A 17,476-nucleotide genomic window follows, 5' to 3' on the forward strand; every position below is an offset into this window, starting at 1 on the left:
AAACGCCCCAGAGGCACACAGGAGAAAAGACATGAGCGACCGCCGCATCCTGCGCGTGAGTGGCAGTGACGCCAAGAGCTTCCTGCAAGGGCTGGTCACCAATAACGTGGACAAGCTGAGCGATGGTCTGGTCTATGCCGCGCTCTTGACGCCGCAGGGCAAGTACACTGCGGATTTCTTCCTCGCCGCCGAGGGCGATGCGGTGCTGCTGGACGTGGACGCCGCGCTGGCCGAGGGCCTGCTGAAACGGCTGAACATGTACCGGCTGCGTGCCGATGTGCAGGTGGAGATGACGGATCTGCAGGTGAAGCGCGGCACCGGGGAGGCTCCGGAGGGTGCGCTGGCTGATCCGCGCCATCCGGCGATGGGCTGGCGGCTGTATGGGCTCGAAGGCGGCGATGACGGCAGTGACTGGGACGCGATCCGGGTGGCCCATTGCATTCCCGAAACCGGCGCTGAGCTGGGGCCGGAGAGCTATATCCTGGAAGCGGGTTTCGAGGGCTTGCACGGGGTGGACTTCCGCAAGGGCTGTTATGTGGGCCAGGAAGTGACCGCGCGGATGAAGCACAAGACCGAGCTGCGCAAGGGCTTCCGCACCGTGCAGGTCGAGGGCAGCGCCCCCGTTGGCACCGACATCACCGCGGACGGCAAGCCCGTGGGCACGCTGTTCACCCAATCGGGCGGCAGGGGCATCGCCTATCTGCGGTTCGACCGCGCTAAGGGGGAGATGCAGGCAGGAGACGCCCGCGTTACCTGGCAGCCGTGAACCGGCTGGAGAAAACAGGTCTTTCCCTGCTGGGCGCGGAGGTGTCACGCGCCCGCCCGCTGCACGGCGGCGACCTGTCGGAGGTGCAGCTGCTGGGCCTGAGCGACGGCCGCCAAGTGGTGGCTAAGACCGGGCCGCTGGTGTCCTCAGAAGCCACCATGCTGCGCGCGATCCGCGAGGCTGGCGCGCCTGCCCCCGAAGTGCTGGGCGTTGCCGGTGATGTGCTGCTGATGGAAGCTCTGGAGGAAACCTCCGCCAGCGCGGAGGGCTGGCAGGCGCTGGGTCAGGCGCTGCGGCTGCTGCATTCGGCCACAGGCCAGCAATACGGCTGGGCGGAAGACTATGCCTTCGGCGCGGTGAAAATTCCGAACGCGCCGCTGCCGGACTGGCCGGAGTTCTGGGCCGGCCGCCGCCTGCTGGCGGCCCCGGACGCCCTGCCCTGTGATCTGCGGCTGCGGATTGAGGCGCTTTGCAAGCGGCTGCCGGAGCTGCTGCCCGCCGCGCCGCCTGCCGCCCTGCTGCATGGCGATCTGTGGACCGGCAATGTTCTGTTCAGCCGTGCCGCCGCCTATCTGATCGATCCGGCCTGTTACTGGGGCCATGGCGAGGTGGATCTGGCGATGCTGCATCTATTCGGTGCGCCGCCGGCCGCGTTCCACGACGCCTATGGCGCGCTGGAGCCGGGGCATGAGGCGCGCCGGGTCATCTATCAGCTGTGGCCCGCGCTGGTGCATCTGCGGCTGTTCGGCGCCGGCTACCGCGGAATGGTGGAGGACCGGCTGGCGGCCCTGGGTTTCTGACAAGCCTCTGTTCACCTGATTGCGCTAGGGTCGCGGGCAGAATTGCTGAAAGGGTATTTGATGCGACTGGTGTTTGGCATGTGCCTGACCGCGCTGGCGGCCTCCCCGGCGCTGGCGGAGTATTGGAGCTACAAGGACTGGCACGCGGCTGTGGAGCCGCATGTGACGGAGCAGGACAGTTACCTGACCTGCCGCGCCTGGACCGGCGGCGATGGCGACCCGATCCTTGCGCTGGAGGTGTTCTCCGGTGATGCGGGTCCGCCCGCGTTCTACCCGATGGCGCAGGTGCAGGAATACGCGCCCCGGCACTACCCCACGCTGATGCAGCAGGGCGGCACGGTGGATTTCATTTTTGACTTCGACCGGACGCTCTCGGTCACTGCCGGGATCAATTCCTGGATCAATGAGGAAGGCCTGGCGGAAGCCGAAAGCGTGCTGCGGTTTCAGGATCACCTGCCGATGCTGCAGGCGATGAAACAGGGACGCTGGGTGGAGATCTGGGCGGGCAACGACATGTTTTATGAAGCCTCGCTGAGCGGCTTTACCGCGGCCTATGGCAAGATGATGGATGAATGCGGTTTTGACCTGGCGCTGCCTGCCAGGTGATCCGGCAGCTTGCCCGCGCAAAAGTTTTCTGAAAACTTTTGCCTAAGACTTTTCATAAAAGTCTTAGGTGGCCCCGCAGGAACGGAAAAAGCCGCCCCCGAGGGAGGGCGGCTTTCTGCTTTCCGGGGCGCGGCCTGGATCAGGCGCGCTCGGAATATTCCATGGTCTCGGTGTTGACCACGATCATCTCGTCCTGGCCGACGAAGGGCGGCACCATGACCTTGACGCCGTTGTCGAGGATCGCCGGTTTGAAGGAGTTCGCCGCGGTCTGGCCTTTGACGACCGGCTCGGTCTCGACGATCTTGCAGGTGACTTTCTGCGGCACGGTCGCGTTCAGCGCCTCGGACTCGTAGAATTCCACCACGATAGTCATGCCGTCCTGCAGGAACGGGCGGCGGTCGCCCAAGAGGTCCGCGGGCAGCTCGATCTGCTCATAGGTTTCGGCATCCATGAACACCAGCATGCCGTCGCTCTCATACAGGAACTGCTGGTCCTTCTGCTCCAGGCGGACGCGCTCTACCTTGTCCGCCGAGCGGAAGCGCTCGTTCAGCTTGGAGCCGTTGCGCAGGTTGCGCAGCTCGACCTGGGCAAAGGCGCCGCCCTTGCCGGGTTTGACGTGATCGACCTTCACCGCCGCCCACAAGCCGCCGTTGTGTTCCAGAACGTTGCCGGGGCGGATTTCATTGCCGTTGATCTTGGGCATGAGAAATGCCTTTCAGATGGTTGATGAATTCTTACCAGCCCCTATATCTGGCGGGCTTGGCGCTGGCAAGACAAGGATCTGGTATGGAATGAGTGAGAAAAGGTATGCGCAATTTGCATGAAAGCTATGCATCTGCGCCCTATCCGAATCGTCACAATTCCGCCATAAGCAGCGCTACGCCGAAAATTGCAATAGCAAGAACAACAAGGGATACGAGATGCGAGATTTCGTAGACGGCACCGCTTATAACAACGAGCAAGGCAACCGCGCCCGCAAACTGTTTGCTGCCGTGGTCCTGGCCGCACTGGATGACGCCATCGCCGACGACAAGAAATACGGCAATGGCCCGGAGCAAATCGCCCGCTGGGCGCGCTCGCGCGATGGCCGCGAAGTGCTGTCCTGCGCCGGTATCGACCCCAACGAACGTGTGGTCGAAGGCCTGATGGAATTTGTCGGCCGCGGGGTACGGACCTCGGTTGCGCTGTCGCGTGAAGAGAGCGAGCGCCGCAATGCCGCACAGGCTGAAGCCGCCTAAAGGCTGCTGCCTGCATTGCTGAAAAGCGCGCCCCTTCGGGGCGCGTTTTTCTTTTGCCCGCGCGGGTTTCCCCAGCGTCAACCGGTCGCCCCCGGACAGCGTGCCGACGGTTCCGGCGCAGCCGTTATGGACGGCGGCGTCTAACCTGCTATGCAGGCCCCAGAAATGCGGGGCGCAGGCAGGGAGCTGGCAGCAAGATGACACGGGCGCGTTCGATCATGATCCAGGGCACCGGCAGCAATGTCGGCAAGTCACTTCTGGTGGCAGGGCTGGCGCGCGCCTACGTGCGGCGCGGGCTGAAGGTTGCGCCGTTCAAGCCGCAGAACATGTCCAACAACGCCGCCGTCACCCCTGAGGGCGGCGAGATCGGCCGTGCCCAGGCCTTGCAGGCGCGCGCGGCGATGCGGGCGCCGCATACCGACATGAACCCGGTGCTTTTGAAGCCGGAGACCGACACCGGCGCCCAGGTGATCGTGCAGGGCAAGCGCCGCGGCACCCAAGGCGCCGGCTCCTTCATGCGCGACAAGTCCGGCCTGCTGGAGGCAGCGCTGGAGAGCTACCGGCGGCTGGCGGCGGACGCGGATCTGGTGCTGATCGAGGGGGCGGGATCGCCCGCCGAGACCAACCTGCGCAAGAACGACATTGCCAACATGGGCTTTGCCTGCGCGGCGGAGGTGCCGGTGGTGATTGCAGGCGACATCCACCGCGGCGGGGTGATCGCGCAGATCGTCGGCACCCATGCGGTGCTGGAGCCGCAGGATCTGGAGCGGGTCGTGGGGTTCATGGTGAACCGCTTCCGCGGCGACCTCAGCCTGTTTGACGGCGGACGCGATGACATTGCTGCGCGTACCGGCTGGCCCTCGCTTGGCGTGGTGCCGTGGTTCTGGGACGCCTGGAAGCTGCCGGCCGAGGACATGATGGACATCGCCTCGCGCCAGGGCGGCGCCTGCAAGGTGGTGGTGCCGCAGCTGGAGCGGATGGCCAATTTCGACGACCTGGACCCGCTGGCGGCGGAGCCGGAGGTGACGGTGGAGATCGTGCCGCCCGGCCGCGCCCTGCCCGGCGATGCGGATCTGGTGATCCTGCCCGGCAGCAAGTCGACCATTGGCGATCTGGCTTATCTGCGGGCGCAGGGCTGGGACATCGACATCCTCGCCCACTACCGCCGCGGCGGACATGTGCTGGGCCTGTGCGGAGGCTATCAGATGCTGGGCAAGACCATTGACGATCCCGAGGGCGTCGACGGGTGTCCCGGTAAGGTGGACGGCCTGGGCCTGTTGGACGTGCACACGGTGATGGCGGGGGAAAAGCGCGTCACGCTGACCGAAGCGGTCACACGCGACGGCAACCTGCCGGTGAGCGGTTACGAAATTCACATGGGCCGCACCACGGGCGCCGACTGCACCCGCGCCTGGCTCAGCATCAATGGGCGGCCCGAAGGGGCCGCCTCTGCCGATGGCCGGGTGAAGGGGTCTTATCTGCACGGGCTGTTTTCCTCGGATGCCTTCCGCGCCAGCGTCCTGGCTTCGCTGGGGCATGAGAGCCAGGCGGGATACGAGGATGGCGTGGACGAGACGCTGGACAAGCTGGCCGATCACCTGGAACGCTACATGGACCTGGACCAGCTGCTGCAGCTGGCGCAGCCCGTCCGGTTCTGACCACAGGCGGAGGCGCTCCCGCGCCCGCCGGTCACCGCTGGCTGCCGCCAGCACCGTCCGCGGCCTTGGGCCCGGCGCCGCGCGCTGGGGGGCGCCGGGCCCAACGGGCAGAAGGCTTTTTCAAAAGCCGCCCGCCGGGCGGGAACCCGCCTCTGCCAGCCTCAGCCGTTAAGGCGGCTCTGATCCCGCTTTTCCGAACAGGCCAAATGAAAAAGGCACGCGCGGGGCGTGCCTTGGTGGAGATTACTGCAACCGGCCTTTCTGGCCGATCGCCGTCAGGCTTCAGAGCAGGTCATGCGCCGCCAGCGCCCGGTGGATTTCCCGCCGGACCAGCTTGCGGACGTTGCGGGTGATCCGCTCGCCCAAAGGCCCTTGAAGCTCCTCGCGCACGATGCTGGCAACCAGGTCGCGCAGGCCGTCCTCGTCGAGATAGCTGTCGCCGGTCTCTGCCAGCGTCTCCAGGGCCGCGCCGGTGAAGGCGGCCTCCACCACCGTTTCCGCCGGGTCTGCTACGGGCGCAGTGTCCGGCCCTGCCGGCTGAGGCCTGCCGGACCGTGGTTCGCCGGCGTCTTCCGCATCTTCCGCGGGCTCAGGGCGGAAGTCCGCATCGCTGATTGCAGCCTCGCCGTCTGCCGGCGCGGCGGAGCGGGCGGGTGCCGGTTCGTCGCGCCATTCGATGGTATCTACCAGCGTGGCGGCAAAGGGCGCTTCGGTCTTGCTGTCAGGCTCCCAGTGCTGCTGGTCCTGATCCCGCGCGCCGGTGCTGCGCGCCTCCAGCTCGGCGATCTTGCGGACCACCGAGGCTGCGCGGGCACCCGCGGTGCCGCCGGCCTGGTCCTCCGCCGGGATTTCGCCCGCGGCGATCTTCGTGCCCGCCTTTTTCGGCGGCGTACCGGAGGCCGCAGAAAACAGAGTGGCGGCGGGGTCGGCCCAGGGGGCCGCGGTCTCTGCACTGCCGGTCTCTTCCGCCTCGCCGGTTTCGGTGTCCGCTCCTGTGCCGGTTTCGTCCTGCCGGGTGCCGTCCAGGTCGGCAGGGCCGGTGCCGTAAGCGCCGGCGCGGTGGCGGAAGGCAACAGCCGGTTCCGCTGCGGGCTCCTCTGCCGCCGCCGCTGCGCGCTCATCATCCGTGGACCGCCCTTCCGCCGGCAGGGCCTCAGGCGTCTCATGCTGAACATCCGGGGCGGCCGGGGCGGTGCCCGGCGCCACCTGCGAGGACGCTTCGGCCAAGTACGGCGCGTCCTCATCCGGGGCGGGGCTGCCGGCCTTGTCCGGGCTGCGGGGTTCCGGTTCCTTCACCCGCAGCGCAGGCGTCAGCACCAGCTTCGCCGCCGGTTCCGGAGCCGCGGGCTCGCCACGGCTGTCTTCGCTCACCAAACGGCGGATTGAGGACAGCACATCTTCAATCTCAGCATGGGTAACTGGATCGGACATTTTATAAACCACTCTTGCCTCTTACCAGAGAGTGTAGCCGCGTTCCCGCCACCACACAACAGATAGGATAAACTATCAGTTGCGCCCCAAGGCCTTGAGCACCCGGTCCAGATCCTTGCCGCGCTTGCTGCGGTGCGCGGGGGCGTCCTTGACCAGGTTGTAGTAAAGCGTCGGGTCATAGATCTCCACCGCCAGGCCAAGGTGCTCGGCAGTCAGCAGGCCCTGCGACTGCAGCAGCTGATAGGCCGCAATCGCCTGGTTGGCGCGGGCGTTCACCTGCTCGGTCTGCGCGTCGAGGTATTCCTGCTCTGCCTGCAGCACGTCGAGGGTGGTGCGGGCGCCCAGGGTGGCTTCCTCGCGGATGCCGTCAAAAGCAACCCTGGAGGCGCGCACGCGCTCGCCCGAAGACACCAGGCTGGCCCGGGCGGTCTCAACATTAAAGAAAGCTTCGCTCACCGCCTGCTGGACGGCGCGCTGGGTGTCGATCAGCGCTCCGCGCTCTGCGTCGGCGTTGGCAATGGCCCGGCGCCGGACCGCGGCATTGCGGCCGCCGGCATAGAGTTGCTGGCTCAGCGTGATGCCGATGCTGGAGGAATTGGCCGCCCCGGCCCCGTCCTGCACGTCTTCGCTCACGCCGGCGCTTGCCTGCAAGTTCACAGTCGGGCCAAGGCTCGCGGTTGCGGCAGCGACCTGATACTCCCGCGACTTGACGACGTGCTGCTGCGACAGCAGATCCGGCTGGTTCCGCAGCGCCACAGTCTGCGCCGCGCCAAGCGAAACGCGCTGGCGGGGCAAGGCCGGCTGGCCGGCGATAACGCCGGGGGCCCGGCCGACGACCTGCTGGTAGGTTGCCTTGGCGGTCAGCAGGGTGCCCTCGGCGTCGGTCAGGCTGGCACGCGCGCCGGCAACACGGCTTTCGGCAAGGGCCACGTCGGTGCGGGTGACTTCGCCGACTTCAAACCGGTCCTGCGCGGCCTTAAGCTCCTCCTGCAGCAGACGGAGGTTGTTGCGGCGCAGGGCGACGTTTTCCTGCCCCTGAAGAACGCCGACATAGGCCTGAACAGCCCGGAACAGCACCGTCTGCTCCACGCTGAGCAAGGCCTGCCGGGTGGCCAGCACGATTTCCTGAGCTGCCAGCTTGTCCAGGCGCGAGGAGCCGCCGTCATACAGAAGCTGCGTCAGTTCCAGCTGGGTGGACAGGGTGTTGCGCGTCTGGTTGAGGTTCACCTCGTTATAGGAGTTGATTGCGTTCACCGTCCACTGGACCAGCGGCCGCAGCCGGGAAACGGCAATCGCGACGTCTTCATCCGCGGCCCGCAGCAGCGCCCGGTTCTGCTCCAGCAGGCCGCTGGTTTTATAGGCGCCAATCATGGCGTCGGACAGGTTGTCCGCGGCCGCCTTGAGCGGCATCAGCGCCGTGGCGGCAACGCCGCCGGCAAACACAAAAGCCTTAAACACACTCGCCGGGAATTTCTTATGCATCGGTTGCCTTTTATATTGCCGCGCCGCCAGCCGCGGTGAGTTGTCCCTGATCAGGCGCCAGAGTCACCGGCGCCCGGCCTCTCCCCATTATCCGCGGCCCCGCCCCGCCGGCCGCCGTGCCTGACCTGTGCGGTCAGAGCGCGAATTCGCGCGCAGCAGCAAACCCGGGCAGCACCGGCGCAGCGGCGTTGAAGTCGAACCGCCAGGAAATCCTGCCGCCGCTCTTGTAGCCGATCTTCACCTCGCCCAGCGCGCCGTTCATCATCAGCGCCGCGATCCGGCCGCCGTCCTTGAGCTGCGCAAGCAGCGGCGCGGGCAGTTCTTCGACCCCGCCCTGCACCAGGATCACGTCATAAGGCCCATGTTCTGCCGCGCCGTCCGCCAGCGGGCCCACGTGCACAATCGCGTTGTCGGCGCTGATTTCGGACAGCATCGCCTGGGCGTCGCCGGCCATGTCCTCGTCTTCCTCGACGCCGATCACCATCTGCGCCACCCGCGCCGCAACCGCGGTGGAATAGCCCAGCCCGCAGGCCACATCGAGCACCAGCTCATCGTTCTGGATATCCAGCGCATCCAGCATCTTGGCCAGGGTGCGCGGCTCCAGCAGCACGCGGCTGCCGCCGAGGCTCACATTCTGGTCGGCATAGGCGGCTTCGCGCTGCGCATCCGGCACGAACTGCTCGCGCGGGACCGCCAGCATGGCTTCGATGATCGGGTATTTGGTGACATCCGACGGGCGGATCTGGGTATCCACCATCATGCGGCGGCGTTCGGCGAAATCAGGCATCTGCTAAACTCATGTGTTCAGTCTGTTACAGCAGGTTGTGGCACATCCCGGCAGGCACGGCAACGGGGCCTTTGGCGCGAGGGCCGCAACTGGTGCAGCGCTGCAGCGGCGCCGCGCCGCTGAACCCGCCTCAAACTGCAGCAGCCAGCTGGCCGGGCGGCCGCTGGCTGTGATAGATTTATGGCTTCCGGCGGCTGCGGGCGGCCGGCGCCCTGCCCCGGCTAGAGAGCGCAGCTTTTGCAGAAGGGCGAGGCCGGGCGCTGGTCCAGCCAGTCGTCGCCGATATCGTCGCCGCAGATCTGGCAGAAGCCATATGACCCCTCGCGCAGGCGCGCCAGCGCGGCGTCGATGCGGCGCAGCTCGTCCAGGCTGGCCTTGGCCGGCACCCCGATGGCCGGTGCCGGCGCCCGTGGCATACGAGGCGCTGCATACGCCCCCTCCATCCCAAGCCCGGCCTGTGACAGAATCCCTGCCAGCTCCGTCCGGCGCACCTCAAGCGTTTGTTTTCTGGTGGAAAAGTCCATAGTACATACCCTCCAGCTCAATTTTCGCGCAACGTGCCGTGAGGCCAAAGCTATAGCCTTGATCCAGATCAAGATACTCGCGATTTTCGGGGATTGCACTACCCTATAAGTTGCGAATTTTTTGTAAACCCCTGTTGCGCCGGAGGCTGCGGCTCAGCCGGCCCCTTCGGCGGCGCAGGTCTTGCACAGGGGCGCGGCGGGCAGCAGGTCCAGACGGGCGTCGGAGATCATCTCGCCGCAGGAGGCGCAGATGCCGTAGGTGCCCGCCTTGATCCGGGCCAGCGCCGCATCAATCCGGCGCAGCTCGTCCAGTTCCGCATTGCCGAGGCTTTCCAGCACCTCGTCGCCCTGCCGCTCGGAGGCGCGGTCCTCCCAGTCCTTGGGCATCGGCGCGTCCAGCGTGTGCTCAACCTCGCTCAGATGCCCGGTCAGTTCAGCCCGGCGCGCCTCCAGCGCCTGTTTGCGGGTGGAAAGATCCATGATGTCTGCCTCCTGTTTTGTCCTGCGCAGCGTAGCCCGGCCCCGGACGCCCGGCCTTGACTTGGCTCAAGCCCCTTGCCTGCCCCGCAAATCCGCTGGCCCGCAAATCCGCTGGCCTGAGGCGGGGCGGCTTGCTAGACATTTGCCAAAGGGTTTGAGCAGAGATGAGGAGCCTTCGACGATGATCCGGATTTTCACATGTGCGCTGATGCTGCTGGGCCTGGCGGCCTGCGAAACCACCAAGGGCGCGGGGCGCGATATTTCCAAGGCAGGCCAAGCGATCAGCGGCGCCGCGCAGGACGTGCAGGACAGCTTCTGAGCGGCTTCTGCGAAGACTGTGAGGACGCCCGGCCAGCCGCCGGGCGTTTTTGTTTGGGCTGCGGGGCCTCAGATCCCCAGCATCGCCTTGGCTTCGGCCAGGGTCTCGACCGAGGCATCATGATCGCCCGCGTCATGCAGGCTCTGCCCCTCGTCGCGCAGTTCCTGGACGGTTGCCAGGTCTTCTTCCGACAGTTCGGTGCCTGCGGCCAGCGCGGCGTCGATGGCGGCAATGTCGGCGGGGCATTGCCCGGCCAGAAGTGGCGACGCCAGGAGGGTGATCGCGGCGGCCAAAGTCAGGTGTTTCATGGTGTTATCCTCCCCAGATGAACGAGGTTGAGGATAGCATGGAACGGGTGCGTTTTCAGGCAGGAGTTGCGGTGAGGCCGCGGATGGGCGGAGAGTGGCGCATGGGGTGGCGGCGGTGGATGGTGGGCAGGATTGCCCACCCTACGGTGTTTGATCAGCACGCGGAGGGCAGCGCCCGGCCCGGCGGGGCGGGAAGCGAAGCGCCCGCGTCGTGCTGGAAGCACGCCTCCGGCATGACGGGGGGGGGGCGGGACGGGCGCTGCCCGGTCTGCGGCCGAGCGAAACCGAACAAAAAATCAACTAGGATTGAAATATGCAAGCCCGCCGAATACGGCACCTGCGACACCGGCGAAAAGCGCCAGAATTGGCAGCCAATTCAACAGGATGGATACCCCAACGACTTTCCAGGCCTCCTTGCGCGCAAGGTTAATTACCCCCTGAACATTGAGAAATGTCTCTGAAAACTGGTGTCGGCTTCGCGCATCAATTGCACATGAATATGTGACCGGATGCTGAGTAAACTTCTCCAAGTTTTTCACTTTCGCGTGCTCAAAGAACAGAACACGGAACAGACGCTGGTCGACAGTAATTTCGCGTTCAACACTTGAAAAATTCACCAGCATTGCGCTCAGCGGACCATCATAACCTGGATCCACAACCCCAACGTTTAAGCAAAGAATTCCTTTTTGCGTTAGGCTGGTCACCAATGTTGCCAAACCTGTAACGTTGTCAGGAAGTGTGAGCTTTTGGGCTGTCACAACAGAAACCATGTGACCAGGCTTCAAGGTGAACTCTCTGGTTCCCTTTACCCAGTCCCGCGGCCTCAGACCCATTGGAAATATCTCTCCAATCGTAAGATCACAGGTGGAGTTTTTTGTTCTTATCTGCCAGGCAGGAGAAACGAGCCCCCTTTCTTCAATACGCTTCTCGGTGACTAGCATGACTTCTCCATTCAGTTCTACCATTGGCAGTGCCATTGATAGCAAGCTCGCCATTTGGGACAAGCGCTTCATGGAGCTATGTGAGACAATCGCCGAATGGAGCGAAGACCGCGGAAGAAGAGTTGGCTGCGTCGTTGTTGGAGAAGGCAACACGATCTTGTCCACAGGATACAACGGCTTACCTCGTGGCGTTTCAGCGCTTGAAGAAAACCGGCATGACCGAACCAACGGCGAGAAATACTTCTGGTTTGAGCACGCGGAACGCAATGCAATTTTCAATGCTGCCAGAGCAGGCATAAGCCTCCGCAACTCAAGAATGTACGCAAATCATTACCCCTGCGCGGACTGCTCCCGTGCTATTATCCAATCCGGCATTATTGAACTAGTGACTAGGAAACGTCCTGAGGCTGACCAGAAATTTGGCCCAAGCATGAGCATTTCAGAACAACTCCTTAGCGAAGCCGGCGTTAAGGTTCGCTATCTATGATAGTCCGCACTCGGCCTGTCCGCTTATAGTACGTTAGAACGAGCGGGCGTGTGGATAATTCATTACCAGCACCTACCGCTTTCACCCACCTCCGCTTCTTTGATTTTGCAGAGCCGCGCCCGCCCGTGGGAGCGTATCGGGCGCGGCCCGGCCTCTCGGCCGGGCGGGACTTTGGATCGAGCAGAAACAGAAAACGGGGCCGAAGCCCCGTGTTGCAACTGTCTGAATAGGTCTCGTTTCCGCCGCAGAACGCTGGGGTGCGGGCACGCAATTGGCTGCGCCAACCGCTTTCGCCCGCGCGCCCTCAAAATGGACAGCCTTAGCTGTCCATTTTGAGGGCGGAAATGAACGCTTCCTGCGGGATATCGACTTTGCCGAACTGGCGCATCTTTTTCTTGCCCGCTTTCTGCTTGTCCAAGAGCTTCCGCTTCCGCGTGGCGTCGCCGCCGTAGCATTTGGCGGTCACGTCCTTGCGGAGCGCCGAGAGGGTCTCGCGGGCGATCACCTTGCCGCCGATGGCGGCCTGGATCGGGATCTTGAACATGTGGCGCGGGATCAGCTCCTTGAGCTTCTCGCACATCGCGCGGCCGCGCATCTCGGCGCGGTCGCGGTGGACCATGGTGGAGAGCGCATCGACCGGCTCGTCGTTCACCAAGACCGACATCTTGACCAGGTTGTCCTGGCGGTAGCCGGTCATCTGGTAGTCGAAGGAGGCATAGCCCTTGGTCACTGATTTCAGGCGGTCGTAGAAGTCGAAGACCACCTCGTTCAGCGGCAGGTCATAGACCACCATGGCGCGGGAGCCGGCGTAGGACAGGTCCATCTGGATGCCGCGGCGGTCCTGGCAGAGCTTCAGCACGTCGCCCAGGTATTCGTCCGGCACCAGGATGGTCGCCTTGATCCGCGGCTCCTGGATGTGGTCGACCTTGGAGGGGTCGGGCATGTCGGCGGGGTTGTGCAGCTCGATCATCTCGCCGGGCTCGTTGTCCTTGCCCTTCATGTAGACGTGGTAGATCACCGATGGAGCCGTCGTGATCAGCTCGATGTTGTATTCGCGTTCGATCCGGTCGCGGATCACCTCAAGGTGCAACAGGCCCAGGAAGCCGCAGCGGAAGCCGAAGCCGAGGGCGGCGGAGGTTTCCATTTCAAAGCTGAAGGAGGCGTCGTTCAGCGCCAGCTTGTCGATGGCGTCGCGCAGGTCCTCGAACTCGGCCGAGTCGACCGGGAACAGACCGCAGAACACCACCGGCTGGGCGGGTTTGAAGCCCGGCAGCGCCTTTTCGGTGCCGTTGCGGTCGTTGGTGATGGTGTCGCCGACGCGGGTGTCGCGCACCTGCTTGATCGAGGCGGTGAGGAAGCCGATCTCGCCCGGCCCCAGTTCGTCCACCACCTGCATGGCGGGGCGGAAGACGCCGATGCGGTCGACGTGGTGCAGGGTGTTGTTCGACATGAACTTGACCCGCATGCCCTTTTTCAGGACGCCGTCCATGATGCGGACCAGGACGATCACGCCGAGGTAGCTGTCGTACCAGGAGTCCACCAGCATCGCCTTGAGCGGTGCGTCGCGGGTGCCCTGCGGTGCGGGCAGGTGCTGGACGATGGCCTCCAGCGTTTCGCGGATGCCCTGGCCGGTCTTGGCCGAGACCTGGATCGCGCCGGTGGCGTCGATGCCGATCACATCCTCGATCTGCTCCGCCACCCGGTCGCAGTCCGATGCGGGAAGGTCGATCTTGTTCAGGACGGGGACGATCTCATGATCCGCGTCAATCGCCTGGTAGACATTGGCCAGCGTCTGCGCCTCCACCCCTTGAGTCGAGTCGACCACCAGCAGCGAGCCCTCAACCGCGCGCATGGAGCGGGAGACCTCATAGGCAAAGTCGACGTGGCCGGGGGTGTCGATCAGGTTCAGGACATAGGTCTCGCCGTCGTCCGCCTTGTAGTCGATGCGGACGGTGTTGGCCTTGATGGTGATCCCGCGCTCGCGCTCGATGTCCATGGCGTCGAGCAGCTGTTCCTTCATATCGCGGTCCTTCACCGTTCCGGTCTCCTGGATGAGCCGGTCAGCGAGGGTGGATTTGCCATGGTCGATATGGGCGACGATGGAGAAATTGCGGATGTGAGCGAGGTCAGTCATGCTCAGGCATATGATTTGGAATCGGGGTTTGGTCAAGCGGGCGTGTAGCGTCGCGTGAAGGTATTTAGCTAATGGACAATTGAAATTGAAAAACTTCAGCGTCATGACAACAGAGGGTCAACTGAACTCCTGGCTGCGGGAACAGGACGCACAGACATGTAACACGCTAGCTGGCCGCATGCTTTTGAGATGCTTACCCGCGGCAATGCAAAATGAAAGCAACCCCACGGCAGACCCAAATCCCCCAGAGTACCTGCTGACTTTGTGCCGTGCCGCAATAATGTCGATTGCCACAGCTGCGAGCAGCACAATTCTCCCACCTAGGCATACTAGAGCCGCAGAAGCAGTTGGAGCAGCATGTGAGGAAATATGCCTTACGTACGCTCGGTCGGCGGCAATTACGTCGGATATAGCAAGCCTCCAACACGCTGTTCTCAATAGCATGAACTCTGCGACGTACGCAGCCAGGTTTGCCGCGGAGGCAACCTTTTCGAGCCATGAACCTTTCTCGACCTCTACAATGCGCGCAATTTGCTCCGCTTCGGAGGCTGTTGCGTTACTCGGTACTCCAGTTGATGCGGCTAAGTCAGTTCGAAGGCAGGTAATCTCGATCGTATGTAAGGAGACTTCTCTTTCGACAGCAGAAAGGCTTAGAGCACCATTATGGCCAGAGCACGAAGTCAGCAAGAAGCCTTTGCGTGCTTGGGAGAGCTTCCGGCGCGTTAAGGCTAGCTTACCTAAGTGGCGTTTCTGGATTGATTGGTACCAAGGTTTCTTAGACGGCAAACCGCTTGACTGGGACCTCCAGCGCCGGGTTGCGTTGATCGACGACAAGGTTTGGGACACAGGCCCCGAAGCCGTCGCCAAGGAAATCGAGCGCATCTGCAGCCTTTTTGAGCTGGAGCAGGAAGTCGCCCGCCTCAAGGAACAGCTAGCAGCAGTTGAACGCACTCCCACAGCCGCCCTGATCGGCGACAATGGCGGGCCGCCGCTGGAGGATGCTGCGGCGCGCGCCTTGCAGACCGACCTCGCGCTGATCTGGAGGCAGGTTGAGGAACTGGAGGAGGAGATATCGAAACCGTCGCCCTCCCCTTCGCTGCTGGAAAAGATCGCCAGGACACTTTGGGAGATTTCCCTGCGCATGGCGTCCTACTGCGGGTCCGTCGCGGACGGCATGATCCGCGAAGGTTCCAAGGAATTAGCGAAGGCCGGTGCGAAATGGACCGCGAGGGCAACAGCGGTCACCGTCACGGCACAAACCGAAAGCGTTCAATCCGTTGCCAAGGCCATTTGGGCATTCGTCAAGACACTCCAATAGGCGGATTTGAGCCTCCTGCCCGGCCGCAAGGCCGGGCCGCGCCTGACCTTCCCCACGGGAAGGCGCGTTGCGCCTCCCCAAGGTCAGGCGCGGCCCTTAGCTCTGCAGACGCTCCACCGCACCGGAATGGGGCTCCGCCCCTTAAATAGTTCCCGGATGATTTTCGGGCAGCTTTCCCACTCGCCACTAGTAGGCGCATCGCGCCTCCCCAAGGTCAGGCGCGGCCCTTAGCTCTGCTACAGCACCGGAACCGCCGCTTGCGCCCGCCAAACCGTGTCCACCCGCTCCCGAACCCCTCAAATTCGCCCCGTTCCCTGCACGCCGCGCCGAAATGCGCTATACTCCATGCGTACCGCGAGACGCGCGACCCTCTGGTGGGTGACACAGCAAAGGAGGACGACCCGCATGGATGCAATCAAAGCCGCTGAGTATGCCCGCGCGCTCTACAGCGCGCATGGCGACAAGGCCGAGGCCGAAGCCGCGCAGAAAATGCGCCAATGCGAAGAGGCCGGCAAGGACGCCGAGGCCGCAGACTGGAAAGCCGTGCGCCAGGCCGTGCGTGCCATGCGCGGGCCGAACCAGGCTTGAGCACCAAGCAGCTGGAGGGCCGCGGCGTGCGGCGCTCCAGCCCCCCAGCCCTCCCCTGAAACATCCCGTTTACCACGATTGAAACGGATCCCGGCTTGCGGCATAGTAGTGTCAATTCCGCGGGCAGCAGACCCGCTTGCCAAAAACGGGGCACGAGCCAGATGAAACACTTCCTGACAGCCGCGCTTTGCGCAGGATTTCTCGCAACCCTGGCCCCCTCCGGGGCCGAAGCGGGCGCCATCGAGCGCGCCTGCCGCCAGTCGGACCGCACCGCCGCGACGCCGTCGTTGTGCAACTGCATCCAGAAGGTGGCCAACCGCAGCCTGACGCGCTCGGAGCGCAAGACCGTCTCCAAGTGGTTCGGCGACCCGCACCAGGCCCAGGTGGTGCGCCAGTCCAGCAACCGCAGCGATGAGCGCCTGTGGCAGCGCTACAAGGCATTTGGCGATCACGCCGCCCGCAGCTGCGGCTGAGCCGATCCGCTTCCGGACTTGAGCGAAGGCGCCCCCGCGGGCGCCTTTTTGCTGTTTTGATGCATTGGCGCTGCGGCATTTCCGCTGGGGGCGAAAGACCCCTCTCCTGCCCCCCTTGACCGGACCGCGGCAACGCGGAACAAACGGCGCAAGGTATTGGAGCAGTTAGATGTTGATCAAAGGTGTTACCCTGCGCGGGCTGGAAGTGTTTGAGGCCTTGGCCAAGACCGGCTCAGTGGCGCAGGCGGCGGAGCTGACCGGCCTCAGCCAGCCTGCCGTCAGCCAGCAGATGCGCAACCTGGAAAAGGCGCTGGACAGCGAGCTGATCGACCATGGCCGCCGCCCGATGGTGCTGACCGCGGCAGGGCGCAGCTTTCTGGCGCGGACCGAGGCGGTGCTGGGCGAGCTGCGGCTGGCCCAAAGCGAGCTGACGGTGATGGACCTGACGCACCTGCAGGCGCTGTCGATCGGGCTGATTGATGACTTCGACAATGACCTGACGCCGCGGCTGGCCACCATCCTGGCCGACAGCCTGACCCAGTGCCGGTTCAAGATGATCACCGCCTCCAGCCACGACATCATCCGCGCGCTGGAAGCCCGCGAGCTGCATATCGCCGTCGCCGCCACCGCGGGGGGCTTGCACGAGGGGCTGGTGGAATACCCGCTGGTGCGCGACCCCTTCATCCTGGCGGCGCCGCGCGGCGCGGTGTCGGACGCGGCGCAGGCGGCGGAGCAGCTGCGGGACCTGCCGTTCCTGCGCTATGCCCGCGAGCAGCTGATCTCGCAGCAGATCGAGGGGCTGCTGGCGCGTCAGAAACTGGAATTCGAGGACCGGTTCGAGGTCGGCTCGCACCTGGCGCTGATGGCGATGGTGGCGCGGCGGATCGGCTGGGCCATCACCACGCCGCTGGGCTACATGCGCGCGGGCCGCTTCCACGACCAGATCGACGCTTTCCCGCTGCCGTTCGGGGAGATGTCGCGGACGATTTCGCTGTTCACCGCCGCCGACTGGGCCGACCGGGTGCCGCGCGACGTGGCTGAGACCGTGCGCCGCCTGGTGCAAAGCCAGATGATCGACCCGGCGGTGCAGCAGCTGCCGTTCCTGGCGGGCGGCTTCCGGGTGATTGCGGAGTGAT

The 17,476-nt window shown here is 64.4% G+C and carries 20 protein-coding genes; 11 read left to right on the forward strand and 9 right to left on the reverse strand.

Going from position 1 to position 17,476, the window contains the following annotated elements; all coding sequences use genetic code 11:
- The first annotated feature begins 31 nt into the window (after positions 1-31).
- The 3 genes from ygfZ to AC4HIX_RS04865 are packed head-to-tail and all read left to right on the forward strand — an operon-like array spanning position 32 to position 2,172.
- Positions 32-766: a CAF17-like 4Fe-4S cluster assembly/insertion protein YgfZ gene (gene ygfZ / locus AC4HIX_RS04855; protein WP_490398112.1), complete on the forward strand. Its 735-nt coding sequence runs from the start codon at positions 32-34 to the stop codon at positions 764-766.
- The gene (locus AC4HIX_RS04860) at positions 763-1,566 is read left to right on the forward strand and encodes a fructosamine kinase family protein (protein WP_490398113.1); all 804 of its coding nucleotides are present in this window, start codon (positions 763-765) and stop codon (positions 1,564-1,566) included. Before ygfZ ends, AC4HIX_RS04860 begins: the two co-directional genes overlap by 4 nt.
- Before the next feature lie 60 nt (positions 1,567-1,626).
- Positions 1,627-2,172: a hypothetical protein gene (locus AC4HIX_RS04865; protein ID WP_490398114.1), complete on the forward strand. Its 546-nt coding sequence runs from the start codon at positions 1,627-1,629 to the stop codon at positions 2,170-2,172.
- A gap of 139 nt (positions 2,173-2,311) precedes the next feature.
- Here AC4HIX_RS04865 and efp read toward each other — a convergent pair whose 3' ends face one another.
- On the reverse strand, positions 2,312-2,875 hold the full coding sequence (efp, locus tag AC4HIX_RS04870; RefSeq protein ID WP_420395470.1) for an elongation factor P: 564 nt from the start codon (positions 2,873-2,875) through the stop codon (positions 2,312-2,314).
- Positions 2,876-3,092: 217 nt separating this feature from the next.
- On the opposite strand from efp, the gene AC4HIX_RS04875 reads away from it, so the two are divergent.
- Positions 3,093-3,410 (forward strand): DUF6280 family protein, encoded by a 318-nt coding sequence (locus AC4HIX_RS04875; RefSeq protein WP_065270891.1) that lies wholly within the window; start codon positions 3,093-3,095, stop codon positions 3,408-3,410.
- A gap of 197 nt (positions 3,411-3,607) precedes the next feature.
- Positions 3,608-5,068 (forward strand): cobyric acid synthase, encoded by a 1,461-nt coding sequence (locus tag AC4HIX_RS04880; protein ID WP_490398115.1) that lies wholly within the window; start codon positions 3,608-3,610, stop codon positions 5,066-5,068.
- A gap of 282 nt (positions 5,069-5,350) precedes the next feature.
- On the opposite strand, the gene AC4HIX_RS04885 is transcribed toward AC4HIX_RS04880, so the two are convergent.
- The 5 genes from AC4HIX_RS04885 to AC4HIX_RS04905 all read right to left on the reverse strand — a co-directional run bounded on the left by AC4HIX_RS04885 (position 5,351) and on the right by AC4HIX_RS04905 (position 9,772).
- Positions 5,351-6,499, reverse strand: coding sequence for a hypothetical protein (locus AC4HIX_RS04885; RefSeq protein WP_490398116.1), 1,149 nt, complete (start codon positions 6,497-6,499; stop codon positions 5,351-5,353).
- Between the two features lie 75 nt (positions 6,500-6,574).
- On the reverse strand, positions 6,575-7,981 hold the full coding sequence (locus AC4HIX_RS04890; RefSeq protein ID WP_490398117.1) for a TolC family outer membrane protein: 1,407 nt from the start codon (positions 7,979-7,981) through the stop codon (positions 6,575-6,577).
- 133 nt (positions 7,982-8,114) lie between these two features.
- A complete protein-coding gene (locus AC4HIX_RS04895) occupies positions 8,115-8,768 on the reverse strand; it encodes a protein-L-isoaspartate O-methyltransferase family protein (RefSeq protein ID WP_490398118.1) in 654 nt (217 codons plus the stop codon).
- A 221-nt stretch (positions 8,769-8,989) separates the two neighbouring features.
- Positions 8,990-9,292, reverse strand: a complete 303-nt coding sequence (locus AC4HIX_RS04900; protein WP_490398119.1) for a TraR/DksA family transcriptional regulator — start codon at positions 9,290-9,292, stop codon at positions 8,990-8,992.
- 153 nt (positions 9,293-9,445) lie between these two features.
- Positions 9,446-9,772, reverse strand: coding sequence for a TraR/DksA family transcriptional regulator (locus AC4HIX_RS04905; RefSeq protein ID WP_259944836.1), 327 nt, complete (start codon positions 9,770-9,772; stop codon positions 9,446-9,448).
- Positions 9,773-9,953: 181 nt separating this feature from the next.
- Between AC4HIX_RS04905 and AC4HIX_RS04910 the strand changes: the two genes are divergently transcribed.
- Positions 9,954-10,091 (forward strand): entericidin A/B family lipoprotein, encoded by a 138-nt coding sequence (locus AC4HIX_RS04910; protein WP_008557432.1) that lies wholly within the window; start codon positions 9,954-9,956, stop codon positions 10,089-10,091.
- A gap of 68 nt (positions 10,092-10,159) precedes the next feature.
- Here the strand turns inward: AC4HIX_RS04910 and AC4HIX_RS04915 are convergent, their stop codons facing one another.
- Positions 10,160-10,399 (reverse strand): PA2433 domain-containing protein, encoded by a 240-nt coding sequence (locus AC4HIX_RS04915; protein WP_475050818.1) that lies wholly within the window; start codon positions 10,397-10,399, stop codon positions 10,160-10,162.
- A 296-nt stretch (positions 10,400-10,695) separates the two neighbouring features.
- Entirely contained in the window at positions 10,696-11,340 is a 645-nt protein-coding gene (locus AC4HIX_RS04920; protein ID WP_490398120.1) for a dCTP deaminase domain-containing protein, read from the reverse strand.
- Here AC4HIX_RS04920 and AC4HIX_RS04925 point away from each other — a divergent pair.
- Positions 11,339-11,827: a deoxycytidylate deaminase gene (locus AC4HIX_RS04925; protein ID WP_490398121.1), complete on the forward strand. Its 489-nt coding sequence runs from the start codon at positions 11,339-11,341 to the stop codon at positions 11,825-11,827. The genes AC4HIX_RS04920 and AC4HIX_RS04925 overlap by 2 nt on opposite strands.
- Positions 11,828-12,146: 319 nt before the next feature.
- On the opposite strand, the gene lepA is transcribed toward AC4HIX_RS04925, so the two are convergent.
- Positions 12,147-13,961 (reverse strand): translation elongation factor 4, encoded by a 1,815-nt coding sequence (gene lepA, locus AC4HIX_RS04930; protein WP_490398122.1) that lies wholly within the window; start codon positions 13,959-13,961, stop codon positions 12,147-12,149.
- An 820-nt stretch (positions 13,962-14,781) separates the two neighbouring features.
- Between lepA and AC4HIX_RS04935 the strand changes: the two genes are divergently transcribed.
- The 4 genes from AC4HIX_RS04935 (at position 14,782) to AC4HIX_RS04950 (ending at position 17,475) form a co-directional block, all read left to right on the forward strand.
- Positions 14,782-15,279 (forward strand): hypothetical protein, encoded by a 498-nt coding sequence (locus tag AC4HIX_RS04935; protein WP_490398123.1) that lies wholly within the window; start codon positions 14,782-14,784, stop codon positions 15,277-15,279.
- A gap of 405 nt (positions 15,280-15,684) precedes the next feature.
- Positions 15,685-15,867, forward strand: coding sequence for a hypothetical protein (locus AC4HIX_RS04940; RefSeq protein ID WP_475050810.1), 183 nt, complete (start codon positions 15,685-15,687; stop codon positions 15,865-15,867).
- A 161-nt stretch (positions 15,868-16,028) separates the two neighbouring features.
- The gene (locus AC4HIX_RS04945; protein WP_490398124.1) at positions 16,029-16,340 is read left to right on the forward strand and encodes a hypothetical protein; all 312 of its coding nucleotides are present in this window, start codon (positions 16,029-16,031) and stop codon (positions 16,338-16,340) included.
- A gap of 169 nt (positions 16,341-16,509) precedes the next feature.
- Positions 16,510-17,475, forward strand: a complete 966-nt coding sequence (locus tag AC4HIX_RS04950) for a LysR family transcriptional regulator (RefSeq protein ID WP_490398125.1) — start codon at positions 16,510-16,512, stop codon at positions 17,473-17,475.
- Position 17,476: the final 1 nt, after the last annotated feature.

It is taken from the genome of Leisingera sp., assembly GCF_982940295.1.

What these genes read in the sequence shown, in the direction of transcription:
- AC4HIX_RS04880 (WP_490398115.1), top strand. Translation starts at nt 3,608, where the DNA reads ATGACACGGGCGCGTTCGATCATGATCCAGGGCACCGGCAGCAATGTC.
- AC4HIX_RS04925 (WP_490398121.1), top strand. Translation starts at nt 11,339, where the DNA reads ATGACTTCTCCATTCAGTTCTACCATTGGCAGTGCCATTGATAGCAAG.
- efp (WP_420395470.1), bottom strand. Translation starts at nt 2,875, where the DNA reads ATGCCCAAGATCAACGGCAATGAAATCCGCCCCGGCAACGTTCTGGAA.
- AC4HIX_RS04890 (WP_490398117.1), bottom strand. Translation starts at nt 7,981, where the DNA reads ATGCATAAGAAATTCCCGGCGAGTGTGTTTAAGGCTTTTGTGTTTGCC.
- AC4HIX_RS04915 (WP_475050818.1), bottom strand. Translation starts at nt 10,399, where the DNA reads ATGAAACACCTGACTTTGGCCGCCGCGATCACCCTCCTGGCGTCGCCA.
- AC4HIX_RS04865 (WP_490398114.1), top strand. Translation starts at nt 1,627, where the DNA reads ATGCGACTGGTGTTTGGCATGTGCCTGACCGCGCTGGCGGCCTCCCCG.
- lepA (WP_490398122.1), bottom strand. Translation starts at nt 13,961, where the DNA reads ATGACTGACCTCGCTCACATCCGCAATTTCTCCATCGTCGCCCATATC.
- AC4HIX_RS04920 (WP_490398120.1), bottom strand. Translation starts at nt 11,340, where the DNA reads ATGCTAGTCACCGAGAAGCGTATTGAAGAAAGGGGGCTCGTTTCTCCT.
- AC4HIX_RS04940 (WP_475050810.1), top strand. Translation starts at nt 15,685, where the DNA reads ATGGATGCAATCAAAGCCGCTGAGTATGCCCGCGCGCTCTACAGCGCG.
- AC4HIX_RS04905 (WP_259944836.1), bottom strand. Translation starts at nt 9,772, where the DNA reads ATGGATCTTTCCACCCGCAAACAGGCGCTGGAGGCGCGCCGGGCTGAA.
- ygfZ (WP_490398112.1), top strand. Translation starts at nt 32, where the DNA reads ATGAGCGACCGCCGCATCCTGCGCGTGAGTGGCAGTGACGCCAAGAGC.
- AC4HIX_RS04875 (WP_065270891.1), top strand. Translation starts at nt 3,093, where the DNA reads ATGCGAGATTTCGTAGACGGCACCGCTTATAACAACGAGCAAGGCAAC.
- AC4HIX_RS04910 (WP_008557432.1), top strand. Translation starts at nt 9,954, where the DNA reads ATGATCCGGATTTTCACATGTGCGCTGATGCTGCTGGGCCTGGCGGCC.
- AC4HIX_RS04950 (WP_490398125.1), top strand. Translation starts at nt 16,510, where the DNA reads ATGTTGATCAAAGGTGTTACCCTGCGCGGGCTGGAAGTGTTTGAGGCC.
- AC4HIX_RS04945 (WP_490398124.1), top strand. Translation starts at nt 16,029, where the DNA reads ATGAAACACTTCCTGACAGCCGCGCTTTGCGCAGGATTTCTCGCAACC.
- AC4HIX_RS04885 (WP_490398116.1), bottom strand. Translation starts at nt 6,499, where the DNA reads ATGTCCGATCCAGTTACCCATGCTGAGATTGAAGATGTGCTGTCCTCA.
- AC4HIX_RS04900 (WP_490398119.1), bottom strand. Translation starts at nt 9,292, where the DNA reads ATGGACTTTTCCACCAGAAAACAAACGCTTGAGGTGCGCCGGACGGAG.
- AC4HIX_RS04895 (WP_490398118.1), bottom strand. Translation starts at nt 8,768, where the DNA reads ATGCCTGATTTCGCCGAACGCCGCCGCATGATGGTGGATACCCAGATC.